26 protein-coding genes and 1 other RNA gene are annotated in these 25,603 nt (G+C 36.0%); 17 read left to right on the top strand and 10 right to left on the bottom strand.

Annotation, left to right across the window (positions count from 1 at the left end):
- The coding region (locus tag GJU43_RS21390) for a VWA domain-containing protein (RefSeq protein ID WP_154343798.1) at positions 1 to 2,072 on the bottom strand (2,072 nt) is incomplete at its 3' end.
- A gap of 37 nt (positions 2,073 to 2,109) precedes the next feature.
- Positions 2,110 to 2,661, bottom strand: coding sequence for a hypothetical protein (locus tag GJU43_RS21385; protein WP_195760080.1), 552 nt, complete (start codon positions 2,659 to 2,661; stop codon positions 2,110 to 2,112).
- A 498-nt stretch (positions 2,662 to 3,159) separates the two neighbouring features.
- On the opposite strand from GJU43_RS21385, the gene GJU43_RS21380 reads away from it, so the two are divergent.
- From GJU43_RS21380 to GJU43_RS21355, 6 genes are all read left to right on the top strand, one after another.
- A complete protein-coding gene (locus tag GJU43_RS21380) occupies positions 3,160 to 3,645 on the top strand; it encodes a histidine phosphatase family protein (RefSeq protein ID WP_154343794.1) in 486 nt (161 codons plus the stop codon).
- A gap of 5 nt (positions 3,646 to 3,650) precedes the next feature.
- Positions 3,651 to 5,768 carry a polyphosphate kinase 1 gene (gene ppk1, locus GJU43_RS21375; protein ID WP_370455678.1) on the top strand — a complete coding sequence of 706 codons (2,118 nt, stop codon included), beginning with the start codon at positions 3,651 to 3,653 and terminating at the stop codon, positions 5,766 to 5,768.
- On the top strand, positions 5,765 to 6,655 hold the full coding sequence (locus GJU43_RS21370) for a Ppx/GppA phosphatase family protein (protein WP_154343792.1): 891 nt from the start codon (positions 5,765 to 5,767) through the stop codon (positions 6,653 to 6,655). Before ppk1 ends, GJU43_RS21370 begins: the two co-directional genes overlap by 4 nt.
- 152 nt (positions 6,656 to 6,807) lie before the next feature.
- Positions 6,808 to 7,389, top strand: a complete 582-nt coding sequence (locus GJU43_RS21365) for a TMEM175 family protein (protein WP_154343790.1) — start codon at positions 6,808 to 6,810, stop codon at positions 7,387 to 7,389.
- A 12-nt stretch (positions 7,390 to 7,401) separates the two neighbouring features.
- Positions 7,402 to 7,962 carry a Crp/Fnr family transcriptional regulator gene (locus GJU43_RS21360; protein WP_154343788.1) on the top strand — a complete coding sequence of 187 codons (561 nt, stop codon included), beginning with the start codon at positions 7,402 to 7,404 and terminating at the stop codon, positions 7,960 to 7,962.
- A gap of 57 nt (positions 7,963 to 8,019) precedes the next feature.
- On the top strand, positions 8,020 to 8,598 hold the full coding sequence (locus GJU43_RS21355) for an NAD(P)H-dependent oxidoreductase (protein WP_154343786.1): 579 nt from the start codon (positions 8,020 to 8,022) through the stop codon (positions 8,596 to 8,598).
- Between the two features lie 177 nt (positions 8,599 to 8,775).
- On the opposite strand, the gene GJU43_RS21350 is transcribed toward GJU43_RS21355, so the two are convergent.
- Together GJU43_RS21350 and dnaX are read right to left on the bottom strand one after the other, a co-directional pair.
- Positions 8,776 to 9,363 (bottom strand): DNA polymerase III subunit gamma/tau, encoded by a 588-nt coding sequence (locus tag GJU43_RS21350; RefSeq protein WP_229655107.1) that lies wholly within the window; start codon positions 9,361 to 9,363, stop codon positions 8,776 to 8,778.
- Positions 9,364 to 9,458: 95 nt separating this feature from the next.
- The gene (dnaX, locus tag GJU43_RS21345; RefSeq protein ID WP_127338789.1) at positions 9,459 to 10,544 is read right to left on the bottom strand and encodes a DNA polymerase III subunit gamma/tau; all 1,086 of its coding nucleotides are present in this window, start codon (positions 10,542 to 10,544) and stop codon (positions 9,459 to 9,461) included.
- Positions 10,545 to 10,825: 281 nt separating this feature from the next.
- Here dnaX and GJU43_RS21340 point away from each other — a divergent pair, with 281 nt between their 5' ends.
- The 5 genes from GJU43_RS21340 to GJU43_RS21320 all read left to right on the top strand — a co-directional run bounded on the left by GJU43_RS21340 (position 10,826) and on the right by GJU43_RS21320 (position 13,589).
- Positions 10,826 to 11,275 carry a nuclear transport factor 2 family protein gene (locus GJU43_RS21340; protein ID WP_154343784.1) on the top strand — a complete coding sequence of 150 codons (450 nt, stop codon included), beginning with the start codon at positions 10,826 to 10,828 and terminating at the stop codon, positions 11,273 to 11,275.
- 74 nt (positions 11,276 to 11,349) lie between these two features.
- Complete coding sequence (locus tag GJU43_RS21335; protein ID WP_154343782.1) at positions 11,350 to 11,793, top strand: GNAT family N-acetyltransferase; 444 nt, start codon at positions 11,350 to 11,352, stop codon at positions 11,791 to 11,793.
- Entirely contained in the window at positions 11,790 to 12,542 is a 753-nt protein-coding gene (locus GJU43_RS21330) for an endonuclease/exonuclease/phosphatase family protein (RefSeq protein WP_154343780.1), read from the top strand. Before GJU43_RS21335 ends, GJU43_RS21330 begins: the two co-directional genes overlap by 4 nt.
- 188 nt (positions 12,543 to 12,730) lie before the next feature.
- Complete coding sequence (locus GJU43_RS21325; RefSeq protein WP_154343778.1) at positions 12,731 to 13,210, top strand: BON domain-containing protein; 480 nt, start codon at positions 12,731 to 12,733, stop codon at positions 13,208 to 13,210.
- Positions 13,211 to 13,217: 7 nt separating this feature from the next.
- Positions 13,218 to 13,589, top strand: a complete 372-nt coding sequence (locus GJU43_RS21320) for a LysM peptidoglycan-binding domain-containing protein (RefSeq protein WP_154343776.1) — start codon at positions 13,218 to 13,220, stop codon at positions 13,587 to 13,589.
- A gap of 251 nt (positions 13,590 to 13,840) precedes the next feature.
- Here GJU43_RS21320 and GJU43_RS21315 read toward each other — a convergent pair whose 3' ends face one another.
- Positions 13,841 to 14,134 (bottom strand): hypothetical protein, encoded by a 294-nt coding sequence (locus GJU43_RS21315; RefSeq protein WP_127338795.1) that lies wholly within the window; start codon positions 14,132 to 14,134, stop codon positions 13,841 to 13,843.
- A gap of 123 nt (positions 14,135 to 14,257) precedes the next feature.
- Between GJU43_RS21315 and rnpB the strand changes: the two genes are divergently transcribed.
- The 3 genes from rnpB to GJU43_RS21300 all read left to right on the top strand — a co-directional run bounded on the left by rnpB (position 14,258) and on the right by GJU43_RS21300 (position 16,989).
- Positions 14,258 to 14,573: RNase P RNA component class A (gene rnpB, locus GJU43_RS21310), an RNA gene on the top strand.
- A gap of 31 nt (positions 14,574 to 14,604) precedes the next feature.
- On the top strand, positions 14,605 to 15,855 hold the full coding sequence (locus GJU43_RS21305; RefSeq protein ID WP_154343774.1) for a cation:dicarboxylate symporter family transporter: 1,251 nt from the start codon (positions 14,605 to 14,607) through the stop codon (positions 15,853 to 15,855).
- Positions 15,856 to 16,050: 195 nt separating this feature from the next.
- On the top strand, positions 16,051 to 16,989 hold the full coding sequence (locus GJU43_RS21300; RefSeq protein ID WP_154343773.1) for a ketopantoate reductase family protein: 939 nt from the start codon (positions 16,051 to 16,053) through the stop codon (positions 16,987 to 16,989).
- Here GJU43_RS21300 and GJU43_RS21295 read toward each other — a convergent pair.
- Entirely contained in the window at positions 16,986 to 17,183 is a 198-nt protein-coding gene (locus GJU43_RS21295; protein ID WP_370455679.1) for a hypothetical protein, read from the bottom strand. The two genes, GJU43_RS21300 and GJU43_RS21295, sit on opposite strands and share 4 nt — an antisense overlap.
- Positions 17,184 to 17,379: 196 nt before the next feature.
- On the opposite strand from GJU43_RS21295, the gene GJU43_RS21290 reads away from it, so the two are divergent.
- Complete coding sequence (locus GJU43_RS21290) at positions 17,380 to 18,039, top strand: hypothetical protein (protein WP_154343769.1); 660 nt, start codon at positions 17,380 to 17,382, stop codon at positions 18,037 to 18,039.
- Here GJU43_RS21290 and GJU43_RS21285 read toward each other — a convergent pair.
- Positions 18,036 to 18,725 (bottom strand): response regulator transcription factor, encoded by a 690-nt coding sequence (locus GJU43_RS21285; protein WP_370455676.1) that lies wholly within the window; start codon positions 18,723 to 18,725, stop codon positions 18,036 to 18,038. The genes GJU43_RS21290 and GJU43_RS21285 overlap by 4 nt on opposite strands.
- Before the next feature lie 10 nt (positions 18,726 to 18,735).
- Positions 18,736 to 20,094 carry a sensor histidine kinase KdpD gene (locus GJU43_RS21280; RefSeq protein ID WP_154343767.1) on the bottom strand — a complete coding sequence of 453 codons (1,359 nt, stop codon included), beginning with the start codon at positions 20,092 to 20,094 and terminating at the stop codon, positions 18,736 to 18,738.
- A 150-nt stretch (positions 20,095 to 20,244) separates the two neighbouring features.
- On the opposite strand from GJU43_RS21280, the gene GJU43_RS21275 reads away from it, so the two are divergent.
- Complete coding sequence (locus GJU43_RS21275) at positions 20,245 to 22,347, top strand: outer membrane beta-barrel protein (protein WP_229655106.1); 2,103 nt, start codon at positions 20,245 to 20,247, stop codon at positions 22,345 to 22,347.
- 54 nt (positions 22,348 to 22,401) lie between these two features.
- Here the strand turns inward: GJU43_RS21275 and GJU43_RS21270 are convergent, their stop codons facing one another.
- Both GJU43_RS21270 and GJU43_RS21265 read right to left on the bottom strand, forming a co-directional pair.
- Positions 22,402 to 23,007 carry an RsmD family RNA methyltransferase gene (locus GJU43_RS21270; RefSeq protein ID WP_154343763.1) on the bottom strand — a complete coding sequence of 202 codons (606 nt, stop codon included), beginning with the start codon at positions 23,005 to 23,007 and terminating at the stop codon, positions 22,402 to 22,404.
- Positions 23,004 to 23,825, bottom strand: a complete 822-nt coding sequence (locus GJU43_RS21265) for a DUF3822 family protein (RefSeq protein ID WP_154343761.1) — start codon at positions 23,823 to 23,825, stop codon at positions 23,004 to 23,006. Before GJU43_RS21265 ends, GJU43_RS21270 begins: the two co-directional genes overlap by 4 nt.
- 253 nt (positions 23,826 to 24,078) lie before the next feature.
- Between GJU43_RS21265 and GJU43_RS21260 the strand changes: the two genes are divergently transcribed.
- Positions 24,079 to 25,503 (top strand): ATP-dependent RecD-like DNA helicase, encoded by a 1,425-nt coding sequence (locus tag GJU43_RS21260; protein WP_154343759.1) that lies wholly within the window; start codon positions 24,079 to 24,081, stop codon positions 25,501 to 25,503.
- The last annotated feature ends 100 nt before the right edge of the window (positions 25,504 to 25,603 follow it).

Genomic DNA, 25,603 nt, shown 5'->3' with positions numbered 1-25,603 from the left:
AAAGAGCCGGTGGTTTTGGTATAAGTTATTGTTCCACCACAATTATCAGTAGCTACGGGAGCCTGATTTTGCGCAGTTGCTAAACCTTCAACATCACTGCATTGAAGCGTTACGTTTAGTGCATTAGCCGAAGTGGTCCAGCTTGGTGCAGTGTTGTCCTGAATGGTAATTACCTGTGTGAAAGTTGTAGAAGTATTCAAACAAACATCTTTGGCAATCCAGGTATTGGTATAGGTTCCGGAATTGCTGCAGGAACCCGCAGCAAAAGCACCGCTGGTTTTAGTATAGGTTATTGTTCCACCACAATTATCAGTTGCCACGGGAGCCTGATTTTGGGCAGTGGCCAATCCGGCGGTATCGCTGCACTGAAGTGTTACGTTTAGTGCATTAGCCGAAGTAGTCCAGGTTGGTGCAGTGTTGTCCTGAATGGTAATGGTTTGATTCGCTGTAACGGTACCGCAACTCGCAGTAACTTTGAAAGTTCGGGTAACCACAATGGGGCATGTTCCTGTAGCAGTATCGGAATACGATATGGTGTAGGCTCCTATAGAAGCATCATTTGGTAATGATCCTCCTGCAGCATTTAATTGAGCTAAAGTTATGTTGGTACTTGCAGCAGCGTAAGGAAGTCCTGTAATAGCACTGGTTCCGCAGCCTGTAATAGTTGCATTAGCCGGGGCGGTAAGAGCAGCAGCCGGGCTAATGGAAACATTTGAAGCAGCAGAAGTTAATTCACAATTGGTAGTGCCATTTTTTACTTTTACTTTATACGCACCGCTCGTTGTCACCAATAAAGTTGAAGCGGTCTGACCTGTTATTTCAACATTATCTTTGTACCACACATAGGTTGGTGAAGCTGCATTTGTAGAAGCTGTTAATGTTGTTGATCCACAAGCACTTAATATGCCGCTGATTAATGGGGTACATGGCACAAAATAAGCCGGACTCGTAATAGTTTTAGAATCATTGGCGCAAGCTGAATTTTGATAGTTTAAAGTAGATGTACTTACCGTTTGAGTACCGCAGGCAGTTCCGGTTGGCGTTAATTGATAGTTTAAGGTAATGGTTTCTGAATTTAAAAAGTCAGTATTCCAGGTAATAACTTGTCCGGAAAGTGAGGCTGTGCCTTTGGTAGTAGTAATTGAACCAATTGTAAATCCGGGTATTATGGTTTCTTTTTGAATTAAACTTTGTGCAACCCATGATATTTGTGAAGCAATCTGAGTGTAAATTGAAGTTAGATTAGCAGCACTTTGCGTGATATAAGAAGCACTTCCCTGAATTCCGTCCAAAGTAAATTTTGCTACAAATTGGTCACTTCCGGGCGTATTGATATTGCCGGGAATCCCACCAAAAAGACCCACAGAAAAGATCTGATTGTTATAGGTAATACTTGATTTTACAGTGGTTTTTGCATTTGTAGCAGCGGTTATTGCCGATGTAACGCAGGTTGATGTGGTACTTGTAGTGTTACAGCTGGTTGTATTTCCTACGGGTCCGGTTCTGTTGGTTACTCCATCAGTAAGTAAAATAATACTTCTTGCAGTTGCACAATCAAATCTTCCATTTGTTTCCAGCTCAGTTTCGGCTTTTACAATTCCATCCTGAATATTGGTGTTGTTAGTGGCTATTAAGGCATCAATTTTGGCATTCAAAGCAGTTACTCCAACAGCATTTAGGGATGTTAAACCAAGTTCCAGTTTTGCATTTGTGGTATAAGAAACAATTGCAATTCTGTTATTTGTATTTGCTGAAGCCTGCGAAATAAAAGATTTTGCCGCCAGTTTGGCATAATCCATTGACGTTTTAGTATCTCCGCTAATCGTATTTCCCATACTTCCGGATACATCAATTACTAAAATCACATCTGAATTCCTTGCCACAGGATTTGAACCTGTAATATCTAATTTTACATTAACAATACCACAATTTCCTGCATTTGCAGTCACAGTTTTGTTGGTGGTTATTGTTTGCGCTAAACCAAATGAAGAAGATAGAAGAAATAATACGGCGAAGTATATTTTTTTTAAATCTCGTAAATAATTGCTGAAAGAGAGTAAAGATTTTTCCATTTTTAATTATTTTAGGTAACATTTGATGTGTTTGTTATTAGTCATTTACAGGATTAATGACATAAGTGTGCAAAACAGTATCAGTCGAATAATTGGTACAGTTTTTTGAAGTCGCCATAATCCGGTTACAGGACCATTTATCGGCGGGAGTTCCTGTTGGTACAGTAATATGCAGGTAGAAATTTACAGACTGCCCCGGACTTAACGTCATTTCGCTAATCGGGCTCTTTTCAGAATTAATAAAATTGGTAGTGAGAGACACATTTGTGCCGGTGGGGCTTCCATCAGTATTGGCACAGGAGCTGTTGCTGTTTTTTGCCGAAAGCAGGAAGGTATCTGTAGAGGCCCCGTTGTTGGTAAGAATCAGTGAGTAATAAGTTCCGTCAACAGGAGTACTTCTAACGTTTCCATTATTTTCTACAATCAGGGTTGCATTACAGGAACCGGACTGAGCAAATGAAACACCGGTTATCAAACAAAAAAGTAAACAAAAAATATTTTTTTGTAACAGGTTCTTTTTGAATGAAAAAATGAACTTACAATTTTTTACAAATCTTAGTGCTTTTTTAAGAGTAATTTTTGTTTTCATAACTTAAGATTTTGTTTTACGATTTTTATCTAATTTTAACAGAATCAAAGTTATAGCGAGGTTTTGATTTTGATTTTTTTTCTCTGTAACTAACCCAAATACTCGTTGAAAGGTCTTTTTTTTGTTAAAATATGCTCGAAAAAAGCATTTTTTTTGTGATTTGTAACAAATAAAAAATGAGTATATTTTCGTATTTTAATTAAAAAACGGAAAGTTTAAAATATTATAAATACTTAATAATCAAATATTTAGTTAATTTTTTAAGATATACTTAATATCGACTAAAGGAATCTTTTAACAGATGAACTACACTTTTTTGTAAAAACAGAGATTCTCGTTTGTTATGATTTTGATGTTTGATGCGAATTCTATTCCTGTTAAAATTTTCTTTAAATGTTAACAGAATTAAAAAAAAGAGAAGTATTAGAATTTCTTTTGTAAATTAGAACTTCAATAAAAAAGAACTTCTCTCTACGATGTTTCTAAATCCTTCTACTTATGAAAAATTTAATTTTAATACGACATGCCAAATCCAGTTGGGAAGCTCCTTTAAAAGATTTTGACAGACCTTTGATGAAAAGAGGGATTCTTGATGCTCATGAAGTATCAACAAATATTTTAAAATTTCTGCCAAAAACATACATTATCTGGAGTAGCACTGCTGCACGTGCTTCAGAAACTGCTCTTATTTTTGCTCAAAATATCTCTTATCCCATAGAAAGCATCATATATAAAGATGATCTTTATACTTTTGATGACAAACAACTCGAAAAAGTTATCAAATCATGTGATAATAGTTTAGAAAGCGTTATTCTTTTTGGACATAACGAGGCTATTACAAATTTTGTTAATAAATTTGGAGATGTTTTTATAGAAAATGTACCTACCTCCGGTTTTGTGTCTCTTAAATTTGAGTCAGAAAGCTGGGACAACATTCATAAAGGCAAGACACAAAAAACAATTTTCCCCAAAGATTTAAAATAAATAAAGTGTACGAACAGAAATATATCGATAGAGAAAAAAGTTGGTTAGCGTTTAATGCAAGAGTACTTCAGGAAGCAGCAGATAATACCGTTCCACTTTTGGACAGGTTGCGTTTTGTTGGAATTTTTTCAAATAATTTAGACGAATTTTTTAGAGTTCGATATGCCGCAATCCGAAGATTAAGTTTGTCCGGAATTTCTGGTGAAAAATACCTGGGAGGAGTTTCTGCCCATCAGCTGATCAAGGATATTACCGAAATCGTAATTCAGCAACAATCAGAAAGTTTACGCATTTTAGGGAACATCGAAGCCGAACTGGAAGCCGAAAATATCTTTATCATCAATGAAGATCAGATTACAGAACTGCAGGAACGTTTTCTGAAAGACTTCTTTATTCAAAAATTAAGTCCTGAATTAGTGACTATTATTCTGAATGATCTGGCTGAATTTCCGGTTTTGAAAGATACTTTGGGATATTTGGCTATTCGTTTGGAGATGAATACCAATGACGAAGTCCGATACGCAGTAATTGAAATTCCGAAAACAATAAACAGGTTTGTGGTACTTCCGTCAGATGACGATAAACAATATGTCATCTTAATTGACGATGTAATTCGCCATAATCTTGAGAACATCTTTAATATTTTCGATTATAAAAGCGTCTCAGCCCATATGATCAAAATTACGCGTGATGCACAGTTGGATATCGATAGTGATTTGAGTAAAAGTATGCTGGAGAAAATTGCTACATCGGTAAAAGACAGAAGAATAGGGGAGCCGGTTCGCTTTATTTATGATAGTTTAATCGAAGAAGATACGCTGCGTTTCTTTTTGGATAAAATGAAAATTGTAGCGACAGACAGTATTATTCCCGGCGGAAGATATCACAATCGCCGTGATTACATGAGTTTCCCCAATTTAGGAAGATACGATTTGCTTTATAAAACCAATGATCCGTTACCAATTCCGGGCCTGAGCATGGCAGGAAGTATGTTGGAAAAAATTAGTAAAAAAGACTATTTATTACACGCACCTTATCAGTCGTTTTCTTATTTAACGAAGTTTTTGCGTGAAGCGGCTTTAGATCCGAAAGTAACGAGTATCAAAATCACTTTATACCGTCTGGCCAAGAACTCGCAAATTATTAGTTCTTTAATCAATGCAGCCAAAAATGGTAAGAAAGTAGTCGTTCAGATCGAGCTTCAGGCGCGTTTCGATGAAGCCACAAACATTTCGTATGCAGAGCAAATGCAGACCGAAGGAATTGAACTTATTTTTGGAATAAAAGGGCTTAAAGTACATAGTAAAATTTGTGTCATTGAAAGGGTTGAAAATGATAAGACCCGTCGTTACGGATTTATTTCTACCGGAAACTTCAATGAATCCACTGCTAAAATTTATACGGATGTAACCTTGTTTACCTGTCACCAGCAGATTTTGAAAGACATTTCTAAAATATTTGAATTTTTTGACATCAATTACAGGGTACACCGATACAAACATTTAATTGTATCACCCCATTATACGAGAACAAAATTTATAAAATTGATAGATCGTGAAATTTTACATGCTCTGGCAGGCAGAAAAACACATATCAAATTAAAAATGAATAGTTTATCTGATTTTAAAATGATCGACAAACTATACGAAGCCAGTAATGCAGGAGTGAAAATTCAGCTTCAGGTGCGGGGAATATGTTCCTTGATACCGGGTATTCCGGGAATGAGTGAGAATATTGAAGCGATAAGCATTGTAGATAATTATCTGGAGCATTCAAGAGTCTATATTTTTGGAAATGCCGGATTAACAGAAGTATATATTTCTTCAGCCGATTTTATGACCAGAAACCTTGACGGAAGGGTAGAAGTTACCTGTCCTATTTATGATCTTGAAATCAAAAAAGAACTAATCGATAATTTTGATATTGCATGGAAAGGGAATGTTAAGGTAAGATACCATTCCTATAAACTAGATAATAAATATAAGCCACGAAATCATCATGCCCCATTTAGAGCCCAGCTTGAAACCTATAAGTATTACCAGAATAAAATTGAGGCAATCGAAAAAGATGCCGCAAAAAATAAATCAATAACAAATCAAATTCAAATCATAAGGGAGCAATGATTAAAATAAAAAAATATGCAGCAATAGATATCGGATCAAATGCCATGAGGCTTCTGATATCCAATGTTGTAGAACAAGATGGCAAAGAACCGCAATTTAATAAAAGCTCTCTTGTTCGTGTGCCAATTCGTTTGGGACAAGATGCCTTTACAGTTGGAGAAATTTCAGAAGAAAATATAGATCGAATGGTGGATGCCATGAAAGCATTTAACCTTTTGATGAAAGTACATAAAGTAGAACGCTATATGGCGTTTGCAACCTCTGCAATGCGTGAGGCCTATAATGCAAAAGAAGTTGTGGCTTTAATTAAGAAAAAAGCCGATATTAAAATCGAAATTATTGATGGTAAAAAAGAAGCCGCTATTATTGCTTCAACAGATTTACATCATTTACTGAAAACAGATGAGACGTATCTTTTTGTCGATGTTGGCGGCGGAAGTACCGAATTTACCTTGTTTTCTGATGGTAAAATGATTAATTCGAGATCTTTCAAAGCCGGAACCGTTCGTTTATTAAATGACATGGTATGCGACGTAGTCTGGGATGAAATCGAAAAATGGATCAAAACCAATACGCAGGGATACGAAGAAGTAACACTAATTGGTTCCGGAGGAAACATCAATAAGTTGTTTAAAATGTCCGGAAAACAACAGGAAAAACCACTTTCTTATATTTATATCAATTCGCAATATGCTTATCTAAATTCATTGACTTACGAACAAAGGATTACAGAATTAGGTTTGAATTCGGATCGTGCCGACGTAATTATCCACGCGACCCGTATTTACCTGAATGCGATGAAATGGAGTGGGGCACGCCAGATTTACGTTCCAAAAATCGGACTCTCCGATGGAATTGTAAAAGCAATGTATTACGGTAAAATTTAATATTTAAACAGGGAGCACTATATTTTTGCCACGACCCGAGCGTGAGCGAACAGGCGAAGCAATTACACGAATTACTATTTTATATTGACCATAAAAAATTCATGTAATTGGCGCAAACTTTTTTAACACACCATAGTATAATTAGGAAGTAAATGAACAAAACAAGACTTGAAGCTTTTAGTGATGGTGTATTGGCTATTATCATAACCATTATGATTTTAGAAATCAAAGTACCTGAGGGACATGAATTTACGGATTTAACACCGCTTATCCCGAAGTTTTTAAGTTACGTACTAAGTTTTATTTATGTTGGAATTTACTGGAACAACCACCATTATTTAATTCACAGTCTGACCAAAATCAACGGAAAAATCCTTTGGGCCAATTTGCATTTGCTTTTCTGGTTGTCTTTAATTCCGGTTGCAACCGGGTGGATGGGAGAACATAACTTCGCAAAAACCTCTATGACACTGTACGGAGTTGTATTGCTGCTGTCTTCGGTAGCCTACTTCATTTTACAAAGAATTATAATTAGTAGCGAAGGAAAAAATTCAGTAATAGCAAAAGCAATAGGCAAAGATGTTAAAGGGAATGTCTCGTCTGTTTTATATATTATTGGAATTGCCTTTTCGTTTTACAGCGAATGGATTTCAGGAGCCGCCTATTTTATAGTGGCTCTGTTGTGGCTTATTCCTGACAAAAGGATCGAAAGAATTTTTACTACAAAAGATTAATTTTTATTATAAATGAAATCTCTTTTTCAATTCTTTCAAATAATTTCCCAGGATGAATTAGATCATTTAGATGATTTAATTACAGTTAGAAAACTCAAAAAAGGAGCACTTTTATTGAAAGAAAATCAGGTTTGCAATGAAATCGTTTTTATTAAAAAAGGCATTTTAAGATCTTATTTTTTCAATCATCAGGGCGATGAAATAACGAATTGTTTTGCTTTTGAAAATGAATTTATGGCTTCGTTTTCAAGTTTTATAACACAAAATGTAGCCGAAGAAAACATTCAGGCACTCGTTGATACAGAATTACAGGTCATCAGCCGTGAAAGTTTGGAGAAGCTTTATAAGTCAGGAATTCACTGGCAGGAAATTGGCCGTAAATTGACTGAGATGGAATATGTCACGCTTCAAAAACGAATGATATCTTTTCAGAAATTATCCGGAACCCAGCGTTATGAAGAACTTTATCAAAATCATCAAAAATACCTTCAGCTAATTCCGCTTCAGTATTTAGCTTCTTATTTAGGGGTTACGCCGAGACATTTAAGTCGTATCCGGAAAGCGATTTTTTAGGACATTTGTCCGGTATTCATTTTTATCGGAATAGTATTTTTGTAAAAAAGGAAACACATGAAAAAAATACTGATTATAAACGGCCATCCAAATCCGGAGAGTTTTAATTTTGCAGTTGCAAACGAATACGCACACGGAGCACTTGACTCCGGTGCGGTTGTAGAAACGATAACAATAGCTAAACTACAATTTAATCCGAATCTGCAATTTGGCTATCAAAAACGCACCGAATTAGAACCCGATTTATTAGATGCCTGGGAGAAAATTAAAAAGGCAGATCATTTGGTCTGGATTCATCCTGTCTGGTGGGGCGGCTTACCGGCAATAACAAAAGGGTTTATTGATCGGTTGTTTTTGCCCGGAATGGTCTTTCAGTACCGTGAAAATTCAGTTTGGTGGGACAAATTACTCAAAGGAAAAACCGCCCATATTATCACCACTTTAGATCAGCCGGGCTGGTATTACCGCTTGTTTTACGGAAAACCAAGCGTCAATCAGCTTAAGAAATCTACTTTGGAATTCTGTGGTGTAAAACCGGTAAAAGTCACCTATATCGGAATTGTAAAAGGTTCCGGTGATTTTCAAAGAGAAAAATGGCTGCAAAAAGTCTATGATTTCGGGCTTAGGAATAAATAAAAAGGTTTGCCACGAATTACACGAATCTGCACGAATTTTTATTCAAACTGTAAAAAAAATAATTAGTGATAATTCGTGTAATTGTTTCACCTGTTCGCTCAAGCTCGGATCGTGGCAAAAACCCTTTGCGAACTTCGCGAAAATCTTTGCCTCTTTGCGGTTAATTATGGCAGAATATTAAGTATGTAAATCCAATCCAAATGTAGAACGCAAAAGTTCAATGTTTGGGTTGATTTCAAGTAAACGGTTGTATCGGTCCTGATCGTTAAAGCTGCGTTTGGTCTCAATAGTTTCATTTACTTTAACCTGAATTGTAATGTCATGATTGTGTAAATGGCCCTTTAAATGCCCTAAAAGCCCGTTAATCTGACTTTCAAAATCCAGTTTGGAACCTTCATTAGGTAATTCCAGCGTGATTACCGTTCCGTCTAAAGTGGGGTCATTAATCAATAATAACGATTGCATGATTTTTAAGCCTTTATCCCCCAGACGCTGTGCATATTTATTCCATTCCACTAACATTTCTGTTTCCGTAAATTCTTCAGTTGGGAGGACAGAGGAAGGCTTTACATACGATTTGGCGCTGGCTTCCAGTTCTTTTTTCTTGCGGATACTCGACAAAGAAAAAGCAGAAATTTTAGGTTCAGCACTTGCTTCGGGTTTTGTTACAGAGGTTTCCACTTTTGGAGCTTCGATAATTGTCTCCGATTTCACTTCAACAGTTGAATGGCTATTCTGCCCCTCATTTGGAATTTGGGATTTCAAATTTGGATCTTCTCCTGCAGTGTTTGGAATTTGGGCTTTAGTAGTTGGAATTTCTACAATAGAATATCCCCCATTTTTAAAGTAAACGGGTGGAATTATGAATTGCTCAGCTTTTTTTTTTCTCCATCAAAATTGATAGAGGCCAGTTGCATCAGACATAATTCGACTAAAAGACGCTGGTTCTGACTTAGTTTGTATTTTAAATCACAGTCATTCGCAATGTCAATTCCTTTTAATAAAAAATCCTGTGAGCATTTTTGAGCTTGTACGCCATACATTTGTTGGGCCTGTTCACCCACTTCAAGCAAAGCGATTGTAGCCGGAGTTTTGCTCACCAGTAAATCTCTGAAATGCGAAGCCAGTCCGGCAATAAAATGATGTCCGTCAAAACCTTTGGCAAGAATATCATTGTAGGCCAGTAAAAGATCCGGAATTTTATTTTCTAAAAGTAAATCGGTAATGTTAATGTACGTTTCGTAATCTAAAACGTTTAGGTTTTCCGTTACCGCCTGACGTGTTAGGTTCGTGCCGCAAAAAGAAACGACACGGTCAAAAATCGATAAAGCATCACGCATAGCACCATCTGCTTTTTGGGCAATAATGTGCAAAGCATCATCTTCAAAATTAATTCCCTGACTTGCTGCAACTTCCGCTAAATGTTCCTTAGCATCTTTTACCGTAATTCTCTTGAAATCAAAAATCTGGCAACGGGATAAAATCGTTGGAATAATCTTGTGTTTCTCTGTGGTAGCTAAGATAAAAATAGCATGTTTTGGCGGTTCTTCCAGTGTTTTCAGAAAAGCGTTAAAAGCTGCTGAAGACAACATGTGAACCTCGTCAATAATATAGACTTTGTATTGCCCGGTTTGTGGCGGGATCCGAACCTGATCGATCAGGCTTCGAATGTCATCAACCGAGTTGTTGGAAGCTGCATCTAACTCAAAAACGTTAAAAGCAAAATCTTCATTAGGATCATCATATCCGGGCTGATTTATTTTTCGGGCCAGAATACGGGCACAGGTGGTTTTTCCGACTCCACGCGGTCCGGTGAATAAAAGAGCAGAAGCAAGGTGATTGCTGTCAATGGCATTCAACAAAGTGTTGGTAATAGCTTTCTGGCCTACAACATCCTTAAAGGTTTGCGGGCGGTATTTACGGGCCGATACTACAAATTGTTCCATAATCTTTTAATTCGATAGCAAATATAGGCTGAAAATTGCCAAATCACAAATCTGAAATTGATAAATATTGGAGTGTATTTGGAGTGGTTTGAATAGGAGGAAGTAAGGTACTATTTTAACTGAAATTGTTTTTCACCAACAGCTTTTGGTTTTTAAATATTTAAAATCAGATTACTTATTTTGTAATATAAATGTACTATTTTAGCTGGTATCAATACCTGAAAAATTACGTAAAGTATTTAAAAAGTGATGATTGATATGTTTTTTAAATCCGGGTTTCTATGAAAAAATATCTGTTATTTATTACAATTGTATTTTATTCTTTTCAGATTCAGGGGCAGACGGCTCAGGATACGCTTGATATCAAACGTGTTGCACTGGCTTATATTGAATCACAACACAACCCAAATCCGAAATTGATGGAAAGCGCCCTGCATCCGAGACTGGTAAAAAGATCTGTTTTTAGAAATAAGGAAACTCAGAAAGATTATGTGTCGGAATATTTCGCAGAAAACATGGTTATTCTGGCCGGGACGTATAACCTAAAAGGAGATAAATTCCCCAAAAATCCGGCAAAAGAAGTGAAGCTGTTAGATGTTTCTGCCAGAACAGCATCTGTAAAATTAATTGCCGATGCCTGGATCGATTATATGCACATTGTAAAAACGAACGGAGAATGGAAAATAATCAATGTACTCTGGCAATACAATGATGTGTCGCAACATGAATAGAAGTCCTGTTTTTAGGTGAATATTTTATTTAGAAACATATCCTGAATAACCAGTTATTTTCTTAATTTGTGGATATGAATGATAAGCTGAAAATCATAGAATTCAGAGAAAGCGATTTAGATGCGTTGCGCGAACTGTTTCTAAAAGTGCGTCAAAGTACTTTTGTCTGGGCAGATCATAGTATCTTTGATTTGCAGGATTTTGACATTCAGACAAAAGGAGAATATATCCTAACAGCACTTTACGATGAAAAAGTCATCGGATTTATTTCGGTCTGGATGCGGGATAATTTTATTCACCATTTATATATTGACGAAGCATTTCATAAACTCGGAATTGGAAAAAGGCTTTTAAAAGCTGCTTTAGAGCAAACAAAGTTTCCGGTAATGCTCAAATGCCTGGAGCGGAATACCCAAGCCGTTGCATTTTATAAAAAGACTGGATTTACAGAGAAAGGACACGGTGATAATGAAAACGGTCCTTATATTTTGTTTGAACTGAATCAGAAAATAGAATGAAAATCATCACCTGGAATTGTAATATGGCTTTCAGAAAAAAAGCCCGGTTTATTCTGGCTCATCAGCCGGATATTCTCATTATTCCGGAATGTGAAAATATCGAAAAGCTCAACTTTCCTCCCGATGTCCCGCTGCCGACAGCGGCACTTTGGTACGGTGCGAATCAGCACAAAGGCCTTGGTGTTTTTTCATACAGTGATTACAGGTTCGAACTTATGGATTGCCATAATCCTGATTTTAAAAATGTATTGCCCATTGCAGTTACCCGGGGAAAAACAGATTTTACTTTATTCGCGGTATGGGCCAATAATCCTGAAGATAAAGACGGACAATATGTAACTCAGGTCTGGAAAGCCATTAATTACTACGAAAAACTGCTTGCTGAAACCAGGACCATTTTAATTGGCGATTTTAACAGCAATACCATTTGGGACAAACCCAGAAGAGAAGGAAATCATTCGACTGTCGTGAGCAAATTGGCGGAGAAGGGGATATATAGTGTTTACCATAAATTTTTCAATCAGGAACAGGGAAAAGAAATACATCCCACTTTGTTTTTGTATCGTCATGAAAACAGACCATACCACCTCGATTATTGTTTTGCTTCAAATGATTTTATTGAAGTTTTAGAAAGCGTTGAAGTCGGAACTTACGAAGACTGGAAAATACATAGTGATCATAAACCTTTGATGGTTACTTTTGGAAATTTAATTTCAAAAAATAATTTAAACATAACAACACATGCTTAAGAAATTCCTTGTCACAATACTTATCCTGTTTGGAATATTTGCATTCTTTTTGACGTGTGTTATTTTTTTCATTTATAAATATTAATTTTCGCTATACTGGGAAAAATATAAAAATGCTAAGAGTATCGTGTAAGATTTTGGAATGCAATTCGTTTAATTTTAGATACTTAATTTAAAAAAATAGCATTATGAAAATGAAATCAGTTTTACTGGGAATGGGCCTGGCTTTTTCTCTATTTGCATGTACTCGAAAGGATACCGATATACAAAAAGAAATTGCTTTAAAATTAGGAGACAAGCCTGAAGTACAGGTTTTGGTACAAGATGGTGTTGCCACTATTACAGGTATTTGTAACGATGAGGCTTTTAAGCAAAATACAGAAAACATTATAAAAGGAGTAAAGGGAGTGAAATCTGTAGTGAACCACTGCGAAATTCCGGCTCTACAGACAGAACCTGTTGCAGCGGCCGTTGTCATTACTTCGGATAGTACTTTAGATAAATCGGTAAGTGATGTCGTAAAAGCGTACAATGGAGTGAGTGCCACTGTTGTAGGCGGTGTAGTAACGCTTTCCGGAGAAATCAAAAGAAACCAGTTACAGCCTTTAATGCAAAGTGTGCAGGAATTGAAACCCAAAAAAGTAGAAAATAAATTAACCATAAAATAAAGAAGTGATGAGTTTACAGGAAAAATACAGGGAAGTAACCCATCTGGCTTCTGATTTAGGAATAACAAATTTGCAGATCAGAGAACAGGATAATGTGCTGTATATTGATGGGACCGCTAATTCTGCCTCAGACAAAGACAAACTTTGGGACGCTTACAACAAAATAGATCCGGATTACAGGTCGGCTGATGTCGTTATGAATATTGAAGTGATGGAAAAAGTGGCCAGAGAATATACAGTTGAAAACGGAGATTCACTTTCTAAAATCGGAAAAGCATACGGCGTTTCCTGGCAGGATATCTACGAAGCCAATAAAGATATCATCAAAAATCCTGACCTGATCCAGGTGGGCTGGAAACTGAAAATACCAACAGTATAATTTAATTTTGCTGTTTTGAAAAGTCCGTCGTCTGATGGGCTTTTTTTATTTTGCTTTTAACCGTAAGGGGGCTAAGATTTGCAAAAGATTCAAGGGGTTTGTGTACAATTGGTATCATTCTGAGGAACGAAGCATCTTCGCGACATAAAGAAAGGAAATCCCTCGTTCCCCAAAACGACAATTTTCTCCGTCCGATTATTGGAATTTGGAATTTAAAAAATTTGGAATTTAAAAAAAAAAGAATTTAAACTTCACCTTCCCTTTATACTCAAATCCAATAAAATCTGTGCGGTTTCGGAATCGGAATCCGCCGAAAACCCTGATACATAAACTCCTTTTTTGCCGGAGTTTGATTTAATTCCGTATACAACTGCCTCATCGCCCGGGTCTGATTCCCCTTCGTATCGATACACATGTACAATTTCAAATTTTTCAGGATTCTTTTTAATGGCGTCGGAGTTTAAATTAAAATCGCAGGTAAATCCTTTTTCATGTAATTGGTCCAAAGCTTTTGAAACAGTTGCGTAATGATACATTCTAGTCATAATAATTGTATTTTAAAATTATGGATTTTAAAGGTAACTATTTTAAAATTAAATCATTATGAAAACGAGACTAAATCTAAAATTTAAAATCATTATTCTTAGTAGATAAATCGCTACTTTTGCCGCGCAGACCGCCTTATCGTCGTCCGCCTCGGCGGAGGGAGGAAAGTCCGGACACCACAGAGAAGCATAGCGGGTAACACCCGTCGGTCTTAGCAATAAGGCAAGGACAAGTGCAACAGAAAGTATGTACAGGTAATGCTGTAGTGAAACCAGGTAAACTCTATGCGGTGAAATACCAAGTATATCAGCATTTAAGGGCTTCTCGTTCGTTGCTGAAGGGTAGGTAGCTCGAGCTTATGAGTAATTGTAAGCCTAGATAAATGATAAGGCTCTGATTTATCAGAGACAGAATCCGGCTTATAGGTCTGCATTTTTTATATATTTGTGAATCCATCTAACTAATTTTCATGAATATTGCTACCCCAAATTTTTCGGATAAACCTAAAAAAAGTACTTTTAAAGTCATTACAACCAATCTTACGTTTTGGGTGCTGATTGCCATTATTGCAGGTGTTCTGCTTGGTCATTTCTCGCCTGAAAAGGGTATGAAAATGGAAATCGTCGGCAAGACCTTTGTCGACATTATCAAGCTTTTTATTGGACCGATTATCTTTCTTACGATTGTTTTGGGGATTTCAGGAATGGGGAACCTTAAAAAAGTAGGCCGTATCGGTGTAAAAGCCCTGGGCTATTTTGAAATTGTTTCCACGGTTGCTTTGGCAATTGGTGTTACGATTGCTTATGTGTTCAAACCCGGCAAAATTGATAAGACAGGATTGGCCCTGCAGGACGCCAGCCAGTATACTGATCATGCTGCGGATAATTTTTCCTGGTTACAATTCTTTCTTTCTAATTTTACACTTCAGGTTTTACTGGCAGCAATCGTCTGCGGTATCGCATTAAATTTTTATCAGAAAAGAGAACAGACCATTCTGGTTTTGGAGCGTTTCTCAAAAGTCGTTTTTACAGGTTTGAAATATGTAATGTATCTCGCTCCGCTGGGTGCTTTTGGCGGAATGGCTTATACTATTGGAAAGTTTGGCCTGCAGACTTTGATTCCGTTGGGGAAACTGATGCTTTGCGTGTACCTGACCATGATTTTGTTTGTGTTTTTGATTTTGGGAAGTATCCTGAAATATTATAAAATAAGTATCCTTTCGATTTTAAAATATATCAAAGAAGAACTCTTACTGGTACTCGGAACTTCCTCTTCTGAAGCGGCTCTGCCCAGTATAATGGTGAAACTGGAGCGAATGGGCTGTAGTAAATCGGTGGTGGGATTGGTGATACCAACCGGATATTCTTTTAATCTCGACGGAACTTCGATTTACTTATCGATGTCGGTGATCTTTTTGGCGCAGTTGTATGACGTTCATTTGAGTTTCTTTGAAATTCTGAGTGTTATTGGTATCCTGATGATTACCTCAAAAGGCGCCGCCGGGGTGACCGGAAGCGGTTTTATTGTTTTGGCGTCGACCCTGACCGCGATCCATAAAATTCCCGTTGAAGGACTGGCTTTTTTATTGGGAGTAGATAAATTTATGAGTGAAGCCCGCGCCATCACAAACCTGATCGGAAATACGGTAGCCACAATCATAATTTCTAAAAGTGAACGTGATTTTACGGAGCTGAATCTGGAACCTGTTGTGGAGGGATAGCATACGTATCGTACAGATTATAAGGGTTTTTAGAGAAAATGATTTAAGCAGTTTTTATTAAACATTAACTTCCAGCATCTTGTATCTTGCATCTCACATCTTTCATCCAGAGCATCTTTCATCTTTCATCTTTCATCTTGCATCTCACATCTCACATCCAGTATCTCACATTTAACATCAACTTTATAAAAAATTATGAAAACAAGAATAGGAATTTTAGGTTTAGGTGGAGTAGGCGGCTATTTTGGCGGACTTTTAGCGAAAGCGTATCACGAATCGGAAGACATAGAAATTGTGTTTATTGCCCGTGGTGAAACGTTAAAAGTAGTTTCAGAATCGGGACTGAAGATTATTACGAAAGATTCAGAAACAGTTGTTTTTCCGAAAGTAGTTTCAAACGATCCGGTGGTTATTGGTAAACTCGATTACTTAATTTGTGCTACTAAAACCTATGATATCGAGGAAAGCCTTCTTGCCTTAAATAAATGCATTACAAAGAATACAGTAATTCTTCCTTTATATAATGGCGTGGATGCTCCGGAACGTATCAGTACACTTTATCCGGATAATGAAGTGCTGCAAGGCTGTGTGTATATTTTTTCGATGATTGAATCAGCTGGTGTTATTCATAACGTCGGCGCTCTGCAAAGATTGTTTTTTGGATCTGAAAGTGCTTCTGTTTACAAAATGAAAGCCTTGCAGACCATCCTAAAAAACGCCGGTATCGATAGTCATCTGGTGGACAATATTGAAGATACCGTTTGGGAGAAATTTGTTTTTATATCAGTATTGGCTTCGGCAACCTGTTATCTGGATTTTAACATCGGGCAACTTTTAGAAAGCCGGACCGGGAGAAATGTATATGTTTCGCTAATGAACGAAATTACAATGATTGCAGCCGTAAAAGGACTAAATCTTCCTGAGGATATTATTATGCAGACGATTTTAAAACTTGAAAAAACGCCTCCCGATACAACTTCGTCGATGCATCGCGATTTGTTGGCCGGAAGAAATATAGAATTGGCTTCATTAACCGAATTTGTAGTTAATGAAGGCCAGAAATATGAAGTGGAAACCCCAACGTATCAATTAGTTTTAGATAAGTTACGAAACCAAAATAAATCAGTAATCTAAGATTCGTCTTTTGTCCCGCGAACCAAACTGATTCCTGACATAAAAAAGACTATCCCCAGTATTCCGTAAATGATTAAGGATTTTACATCTCTGGTTTCCCCAGAAGTGCCTGCAAAAATAACTGCTGTGTAAATTAGGCCAATAATACCCAGAACGGTAAGTAATCCTCCGAAAAATCTTTTTAGATTCATAATTTGTGTTTTTAAATGTTAACAGCAAATGTATTTGAATTAATAGTGAATTAGTTATACAATTACAGGTGCAGATTATAAGATTTACGGTTGAATATGTAAGAAAATAATCTGTTTTTTATATCATGGCAATGTTTTAATACTATATTTGCGCCAGTTGCCAATCTTGCCTTAGGTCGGGTTAATTGGAAAATAAGCTATGATAAAAAAAACACTTTTCTTTTTATTGGTTTTGTTCTGTTTAAAATCAAATGCACAACATGCCAGAGTATTTGCCAATATTTCAGCCTATTCGCATTCGGACTTTGAAAACAATTCCTTTGCAGAAGTGGGAGCCGGTTTAGAAGTAAAAGTGCATCGCTTTCTGAAACCCGAAATTGGAGTCAGTTATTTTATAGGAAGCCTGGAGGATTACAGCAGAAATGATGCACTGGGAAATACCCTCGATATCAGAACCAGTAAGGCATATGCTCTTAATTTTAACCTGACGCCCAAGATTTCCCTATACAGTAAAGAAGTAAATTCGGGTGATGTGTTTATTCAGATCTTACCGAGATTTAATGTTTCGAAAATTGGTGCAGATCGTCATTATACGCTCATCAACCAGACGAAACCTTCGGCTTCTGTTACTACAAAAGAAACCGTCAGCGAATGGCAGCACTCGTTCGGAATAGGACTAGGAATCGATATTGTACTTTCGGATAATAGTTATGATTCGATTTCTGTCAATTTGTATTATAACGGAGTGAATATGGGAAAAGCTTTAACAGAAGTAAACCATTCCGGTTCAAGAGTGAATACAGAAACATTAGGGTTGGGAATCAGCTATTATTTAGGATTTGAAAAAAAGAAAGACTAAAGCCTCTCTGCTTTAAACTCAATACCAATATTCCGGATACTTTCGATACTGATTGTAGTATCTTCCTTAAAATATTTCCGGATTTTACTGATGTAAACATCCATACTTCTGCCGGAAAAAAAATCATCATTTCCCCAAATGGCTTTCAGGATTTCTTCTCTTTTCAGCAATTGGTTTTTATGCAAATAAAAATAGTGAATCAAAGCGGCTTCTTTTTCTGTAAGCTGGTGATTTTTATCGTTTAGTTTTAAAGTCAGGCGTTTGGTGTCAAACAGATATAGTCCAATCTGAATTTCTGCTGTTTCCGTTGAAAGGTCTTTTTGACGGCTTCTTTTTAAGATATTTTGCAAACGTAAAATCAGTTCTTCAGCTTCAAAAGGTTTTACGATATAATCGTCTGCACCTAGTTTCAGACCAATGATTTTGTCTTCTTTTAGTTTTTTAGCTGTCAGGAAAATAAAAGGAATTTCCGGATTTATTCTGATGATTTTTTCCGCTAATGAAAAACCGTCCAGTTTAGGCATCATCACATCAAAAACACAAATATCAAAGTGCTGGTTTTTAAAAAGATCCAGTGCGATTTCGCCATCTTCCGCCCAAATTACTTCATAATGATAAAGTTCCAGATATTGCCTGAGCACGTTGGCAAAATCAAAATCATCTTCGGCTAAAAGTATTTTTTTCACTGGAAAGGATTTAAACTTTAAACATAATCGTAAAAACCGCTCCTTTTCCCAAATCGCTCATTACGGCAATCGAACCCTGATGCGCTTTTATAATCTGATCCACATAATACAAACCTAATCCGAGGCCTTTTGCATTGTGTACATTGCCTTGTTCGACCCTGTAAAATTTTTCAAAAAGAAGGGCTTGTTTGTTTTTCGAAATTCCGATTCCGTCATCTTCAATACTGATTGCAAACTCATCCTGATGCTTTCTTGTTTTTACGGAAATATTGCTTGAACCATATTTTACGGCATTTTCGAGCACATTTAAAAGAGCCGTAGTCAAATGAAATTTATCCAGAATCAAAACCGTTTTTTGCGTTTGAAAATCGGTTTCAATTGTAATTTTCGGGTACCCGATTTTAAAATCTTCTACAATCGAAAGCAGAAAGGTTTCAGTATTGATTTTTTCTTTTTGTAACTCGATTTCGTTTTCCGCCAGTGAGTTGGCCAGAACCTGATCGATTAAGCTCTGTAAACGATTATTCTGGCGCGAGATGGTATTCACAATCGCATGGAAGTTTTCGTCGTTATCACGAATGTTTTTCTGTTCTAATATTTTTGTTGAAATGCCTAAGGTTGCCAAAGGCGTTTTGAGTTCATGTGTAATATTATTTATAAAATCAGTCTTGACGTCGCTTACTTTTTTTTGCTTGATTAAGGCTTTGATCGCAATTATAAAAAGCATTATCAAAGTGAAAACAGAAAGCAAAGACAAAGTCAGGACAACGGCCATACGCCTTAAAATAATCAGTTTCCAGTCGATTACCGAAATGTACATCGAATCTTCCGTCAGTAATTTATACTCCTGATTTTCAAATGTTCCATTCGTGGTGCCGACATAATTCCGAACCAAAAAAGCATGATTTAAAGAAGTCAGATTTCCGTACAGTTTATTTTGGATCAAAGGTTTCTGTGAGAAAATAGTATCTGCTTTTTTGTTGTTTTGATACAGTAAGAATTTATTCAGGACTATGGCAAAATCAATTCTCAGATTCGGTATTTCCCTTTCAAACTTACGCTGGATTTTCAGCGTCAGGGCATCTCTGAATTCATTGTCAACAATATCATTTTGAATCGCAGCTTTAGATTTTTTTCCCTGAACGTAACTCTCGGTTAATTGTTTGTAAAGCGCTTCTTTTTTCGATACAATTACAGCATCGATATCACTGTAATTGTTTGAGATTTGCGCTATTTCATTTTTGATTTCGGTATGAAACTGCGCCACTTTATAATCATAAGTAGTTTTTACCAGATAGCATTGTACCGCCGATAAAATAATCAGGGCGATGACAGAAAAAGCTATTAATAAATTGATTCTTTGTTTCATACAAATCGAAAATTCATTCCAAAAATAATGCTTTTAAGACACAATTAAAGCATTAACCCCGCATTAACCTCCAATTAACTTTCGCGGCAATTTTTTAGAAGCATTTTTGCAGGAGTTCAATCTGAAAATTATTGCCAAATGAAAATTTGTATGTTTTTAAAAATTATTCTCGCCCTGTTATTATTCTGTTTTTCAATTGTCGGAAATGCTCAAAATGAAACACCAAAAGACAGCATTTCAAATAAATTAGAGGAAGTGGTCATTACTCAGAATAAAAAAACGTTCACCAATACCAACGGAAATATAAAAGTTGACGTTGCAAATTCGATTTATAATTCAATTCCGAATGCCGTTGATTTACTGGCAAAATTACCAACCGTTCAGATCAGTTCAGATCAGGAAAATATTACCGTTATCGGAAAAGGAAGTCCGCTGATTTATATCGATAATCAAAAAGCGGGAATAAATGACCTGAATGCCTTGGCAGTGACTGATATCAAAACGATTGAAATTATTCAGAATCCGTCTTCCAAATACGAAGCAGAAGGCCGGGCCGTAATTTTAATTACAAGGAAATTTAGTAAAAAAGACAGTTTCAGAACGGAAATTTCGGAAGTCGCTTCTTTCAAAAAACAGTATAACAATTACCTTGGATTGAATTCAAATTTCAAAAAAAATAAACTCGAATGGAAAGCAAATTTCAATTACAATAAACTGCAGCCCTGGGAAAGCCACAGTATTAAATATCAGATTCCACAGGCGAATATTGCATCCGATTATGATGTAGCGGCGCTTACAAAAAGAAACCAGTTTGTTTTTGGGGGAGGTTTGTTCTATAAAATAAATGACGATGATTATTTTTCGATTAGTGTGAACAGCAAACTGCAGAAAGATTCTTTTGATATCAATACCGTCACTTATAACAAAAACAACAGCGAAATAAATAATGTGATCACATGGACGGGAAATGAAAGCAAAAAGAATTTTGTCAACTCCTTTTTAAATTATCAGAAAAAGATAAAGTCGATTGATACACAGTTTTTTACAGGCCTGCAGTATTCTAATTTTGATCAGGGTCTGTTTACCGATGTAAAGGATAATTATAATGATACACAATTTGAACTGACACAAATCCGGGATCAGAAATTTGAAATTAATTATTTTTCGGGAAGAATGGATCTCGAGAAAAAATTTAAAAATGAACTGAAATTTGAATTTGGCGGCCTGTATTCAGCAGCAAATTCTAAATCGGATGTGGCTGTTTTTGATGCTGCAGCCGATGAAAATGAATTGAGTTTTTACGATTTTAAAGAGGCAAATGTATCCGGATACACGCAATTGTCAGGTAAAATTAAAAAAATCGATTTTTCTGTGGGATTCAGGGTTGAGAACTCAAAAGTAACCGGGAAATTTAAAACAGACGAATTGCCATTACTGCATAAAAACTACACGAATCTTTTTCCGAAAATGCAGTTTATAGTTCCAATAGACAGCGTTAAAAGTATTTTGGTAAACTACGCCAAAAGCATTTCAAGACCTAATTATTCGTCTTTAAGTCAGGGAGCTACCTATATTAATCCGTACTTTTTATATGCGCGCAATATTAATTTAGTTCCGACTATTTCAGATGAGATTGCTGCGAATTTTCAGTATCATGATAAATCCGTCAGATTAAGTTTTACTAAAAGCAATAATCCGGTTTACAATAGTTTTTCTTTTGATGATCAAAAAAATATTATGACGTTCAAGGATATTAATTTTGATAAAAGCACAGCAGTATCACTTGATTTTACGCTGCCGTTCACTTATAAATTCTGGACAACAACCAATTCTCTGGTTTTTATTTTAGAAAAAATTGAGGATAAATCTGCAGTAGTTCTGGCCTCGGAACCTTATTTGTATTATTCTTCCAATAACGAATTCAGACTTCCAAAAGAATATGTCTTCACTTTAAATTTTTGGGGTTTAACGAAGCAAAAAACCGGTGTTTTTGAAACAAATCCAAGACTTATTGTAGCTATGGCCGTTTCAAAAACGTACTTTCAAAAATGGAAATTTACACTGAGCTGCAATAATGTTTTTAAAAATAACATCGAAACCGAAAAATTTACCATCAATACGATTCATTCTAAAACAAGATACGTGGTGGATAATCATGAGATTTCAATCGCCGTAAAATATTCCTTCGGGAAGATAAAAGAAACGGAATTTAAAGAGCGAACTATCGACGAAAATCAAAACAGAATTCGATAAAAACAAAAAGTCTCCTGAATTTCGGGAGACTTTTTTAGGATTGAAAAGAAGAATTTATCCTTCATCTTCTTCTATAGTTTTATTAGATGTTTCATCGGCCAGTTCTTCGTCGTCATCCGTAGAATTCAATTCGAAGAAGGTAAAAAAGGAACCGCCATAACTTTTCTGAAAAGAGAAATTGCTCAAATGTTCCATTTTGGTATATTTGGAATGTTCGATAATCATCATCCCGTCATCGTGAAGCAAATCTCTTTCGAAAACCGTCAGGACTATTTTTTCAAAAGTAGCCTGGTCTAAACCGTACGGAGGGTCTGCGAATATAATATCGTAAGAAGTTTTGCAGTTTTCAAGGAATTTAAAAACATCACTTTTTGTTGCGGCAATTTCAAAATCATATTCCGACGCCACCTGCTTGATGAACTTTACGCATCCAAAATCACCATCAACCGAGGTAATAGGAGCACTTCCTCGTGAAGCGAATTCGAAACTGATATTTCCGGTACCTGAAAACAAGTCCAGAACCTTTAAGCCTTCAAAACTAAAATGATTGTTCAGAACATTAAACAATGCCTCTTTACTCATGTCAGTTGTTGGTCGTACAGGAAGGTTTTTGGGTGGAAAAATACGGCGTCCTTTGAATTTTCCTGAAATGATTCTCATGATTGAAATAAGATATAATGTTTTTGATTCTGAGCAGTAGAGTAGCTGTTTTTTTCTTGTAACCTGCTTACATCCAAAAATGTAACGTTACGAATGTATTTATACGCAAGGGCATAAAAAGGATCATTTCTGGTTATTGTTCCCAATAATTCAAGGTGAAAACTTTCGGGATTTAAACTCAGTTGTTCGGCAGTAAAAAGGAGATAATATAAAAAGTCTTCCGGTGTCTGATATTCGAATGAGTTGAACAGCAATAGTTTTTGGTTCTGTACCACAATCAGTTCAAAATGATCCGGATTAAAATTAACGATCATTTTTTTATTGTCGTTATTTTTAGAAGCTTCCAGTATTTTCTCAATTAAGATGCTGTTGGCATGCTTGTAATCAAAGGAACCCACCTGATCAATCAGAAAATTATTGATATTCACATAGGGTATGTAGACCGTATTCATCTCGTAATTTGAAATGTGATCATAAGTAAAAAAGTCAGTTTCAAAAACTTTGGTATTGTATTGCAGGTAACTTCCTAAATAATTTTCATCAAATAAGGCAGTAGGCACAAAAGTCGAAAGGTTGTTACTGTGAATGACGGTAATGTCATCATAAGTCTCTTTTAATTCCGGATGTTTTTTAAAAGCATCACTGTACAATTCCTCTATTTTGGATCCTTTTTGTGTAGGTGTAAATTCTACTTCATTAAACGAAGTGATGCTATTATTAAGCGTGTCAAAACAACAAAATGAAAATCCGCTCAGTGAAACCTGAATAGAAAGTTTTTTGTATTTTTTTGATGTAATATTAGTATTTTGAAATGCCATAATCTGATTTACAATTCATTACCTGTTGTAGTGTCAAGAAAGAATTTAGTTAAAACACAAACTTACAAATTAAAAAGCAACAATAATAATTGCAATTTCAAAAACAACATTTTAGTAAAGTTACCTCCTTATTATATTTTCATTAATTCTGTAATTTCAATTGGTCACTTTTCAAAAATAGTAGTATTAAAATCGATTCCCGAAATTGTCTTTGACAGTAAAATGAACGTACTTTGCAGTTCAAATTTACCTTATGAATTCATCACTGTTTTACAGCGTTTTACAAAAAAAGTTTCCTTTTGCTCCCACCTATAAACAGGATATATTTTTTCAGAAAATTGCTATTTTCCTGACAGAACCGGCCAATGACACCATTTTTGTGTTAAAAGGATACGCCGGAACCGGAAAAACAACCGTAATCTCTACGATTGTAAATAACCTGGGTGAGATCAATAAGAAGTTTGTTTTGCTTGCCCCAACCGGACGTGCTGCAAAAGTAATCGCCAATTATTCGAACACGCCTGCATTTACCATTCATAAAAAAATATATTTCCCTAAAAAGTCTTCCGGAGGAGGTGTTGCTTTTACAAGGCAGCTCAACAAGCACAAAAACACCATTTTTATTGTCGATGAGGCTTCGATGATTTCAGACAGTAATTCAGATTCGAAATTGTACGATAACGGATCGTTGTTAGATGATTTGATTTCCTATGTGTATTCCGGGACCAATTGTAAAATGATCCTTTTGGGAGACACGGCACAGTTACCTCCCGTGAATTTAGACATTAGTCCGGCGCTTGATACGCAAACGCTGGGCATTCATTATAACAAAGAAATCGAACATATCGAACTGGATGAAGTAATGCGTCAGGAAGAAAATTCCGGGATTTTGTATAATGCTACGGAATTACGGGAACTGCTGAAAGAATCTTTTATAACAGAATTTAAATTCAATGTAAAAAAATTCAAAGATATTGTCAGACTGACCGATGGATATGATATTCAGGACGCCATAAATACAGCTTACAGCAATTATAGCATTGAAGATACGGCTTTTATAGTTCGTTCGAATAAAAGAGCCAATCAGTACAACGAGCAAATCAGGACCAGGATTTTATTTAAAGAAAGTGAACTTTCGGTTGGCGATTTCCTGATGGTGGTCAAGAATAATTATTTTTGGCTAAAGGAAACCGACGAAGCCGGATTTATTGCCAACGGGGACATTATTGAAGTGCTGGAACTTTTTGGTATCAAAGAGCTATACGGATTCAATTTTGCAAAAGTTAAAATCAGAATGGTCGATTATCCGGATCAGAAACCTTTTGAAACGGTTTTAATTTTAGACACTATAAAAAGCGAATCTCCTTCTTTGACGTATGAAGAATCCAATCGTTTATACGAAGAAGTCATGAAGGATTATGAAGACGAGACAACCAAATACAAGAAATTTCAAAAGGTAAAAAACAACGAATATTTCAATGGCCTGCAGGTGAAATTTTCGTATGCCATTACCTGTCATAAATCGCAGGGAGGGCAGTGGGACACGGTTTTTGTCGAACAGCCTTATCTGCCAAACGGAATTGACCGCGATTACATCAGATGGCTGTACACTGCGATGACACGTGCTAAAAATAAGTTATATTTGATAGGCTTTAAAGACGAGAGTTTTGCCGAATAGATTTTTGCCACTAATTTCAATAATTTGCACGAATTTTTTTTGAGATTTAATTTAATTAAAAAAATATTCAGCCCTGGTAATTAGTGAAATTCGTGGCGAA

It is taken from the genome of Flavobacterium sp. LC2016-23, assembly GCF_009674775.1.
In the GTDB taxonomy this organism is placed as follows: domain Bacteria; phylum Bacteroidota; class Bacteroidia; order Flavobacteriales; family Flavobacteriaceae; genus Flavobacterium.
The sequence above is the reverse complement of the archived record's forward strand: the minus strand, read 5'-3'. Positions and strand labels throughout refer to the sequence as shown.

Bases quoted from the DNA above. Each gene is read 5' to 3' on its own strand.
- GJU43_RS21335 (WP_154343782.1), top strand. From the start codon at position 11,350: ATGAATGATAAGCTGAAAATCATAGAATTCAGAGAAAGCGATTTAGAT.
- GJU43_RS21315 (WP_127338795.1), bottom strand. From the start codon at position 14,134: ATGACTAGAATGTATCATTACGCAACTGTTTCAAAAGCTTTGGACCAA.
- GJU43_RS21360 (WP_154343788.1), top strand. From the start codon at position 7,402: ATGAAATCTCTTTTTCAATTCTTTCAAATAATTTCCCAGGATGAATTA.
- GJU43_RS21340 (WP_154343784.1), top strand. From the start codon at position 10,826: ATGAAAAAATATCTGTTATTTATTACAATTGTATTTTATTCTTTTCAG.
- GJU43_RS21320 (WP_154343776.1), top strand. From the start codon at position 13,218: ATGAGTTTACAGGAAAAATACAGGGAAGTAACCCATCTGGCTTCTGAT.
- GJU43_RS21325 (WP_154343778.1), top strand. From the start codon at position 12,731: ATGAAAATGAAATCAGTTTTACTGGGAATGGGCCTGGCTTTTTCTCTA.
- GJU43_RS21385 (WP_195760080.1), bottom strand. From the start codon at position 2,661: ATGAAAACAAAAATTACTCTTAAAAAAGCACTAAGATTTGTAAAAAAT.
- GJU43_RS21265 (WP_154343761.1), bottom strand. From the start codon at position 23,825: ATGGCATTTCAAAATACTAATATTACATCAAAAAAATACAAAAAACTT.
- GJU43_RS21270 (WP_154343763.1), bottom strand. From the start codon at position 23,007: ATGAGAATCATTTCAGGAAAATTCAAAGGACGCCGTATTTTTCCACCC.
- GJU43_RS21370 (WP_154343792.1), top strand. From the start codon at position 5,765: ATGATTAAAATAAAAAAATATGCAGCAATAGATATCGGATCAAATGCC.
- GJU43_RS21300 (WP_154343773.1), top strand. From the start codon at position 16,051: ATGAAAACAAGAATAGGAATTTTAGGTTTAGGTGGAGTAGGCGGCTAT.
- GJU43_RS21365 (WP_154343790.1), top strand. From the start codon at position 6,808: ATGAACAAAACAAGACTTGAAGCTTTTAGTGATGGTGTATTGGCTATT.
- dnaX (WP_127338789.1), bottom strand. From the start codon at position 10,544: ATGGAACAATTTGTAGTATCGGCCCGTAAATACCGCCCGCAAACCTTT.
- GJU43_RS21305 (WP_154343774.1), top strand. From the start codon at position 14,605: ATGAATATTGCTACCCCAAATTTTTCGGATAAACCTAAAAAAAGTACT.
- GJU43_RS21330 (WP_154343780.1), top strand. From the start codon at position 11,790: ATGAAAATCATCACCTGGAATTGTAATATGGCTTTCAGAAAAAAAGCC.
- GJU43_RS21260 (WP_154343759.1), top strand. From the start codon at position 24,079: ATGAATTCATCACTGTTTTACAGCGTTTTACAAAAAAAGTTTCCTTTT.
- GJU43_RS21290 (WP_154343769.1), top strand. From the start codon at position 17,380: ATGATAAAAAAAACACTTTTCTTTTTATTGGTTTTGTTCTGTTTAAAA.
- GJU43_RS21380 (WP_154343794.1), top strand. From the start codon at position 3,160: ATGAAAAATTTAATTTTAATACGACATGCCAAATCCAGTTGGGAAGCT.
- GJU43_RS21275 (WP_229655106.1), top strand. From the start codon at position 20,245: ATGTTTTTAAAAATTATTCTCGCCCTGTTATTATTCTGTTTTTCAATT.
- GJU43_RS21280 (WP_154343767.1), bottom strand. From the start codon at position 20,094: ATGAAACAAAGAATCAATTTATTAATAGCTTTTTCTGTCATCGCCCTG.
- GJU43_RS21355 (WP_154343786.1), top strand. From the start codon at position 8,020: ATGAAAAAAATACTGATTATAAACGGCCATCCAAATCCGGAGAGTTTT.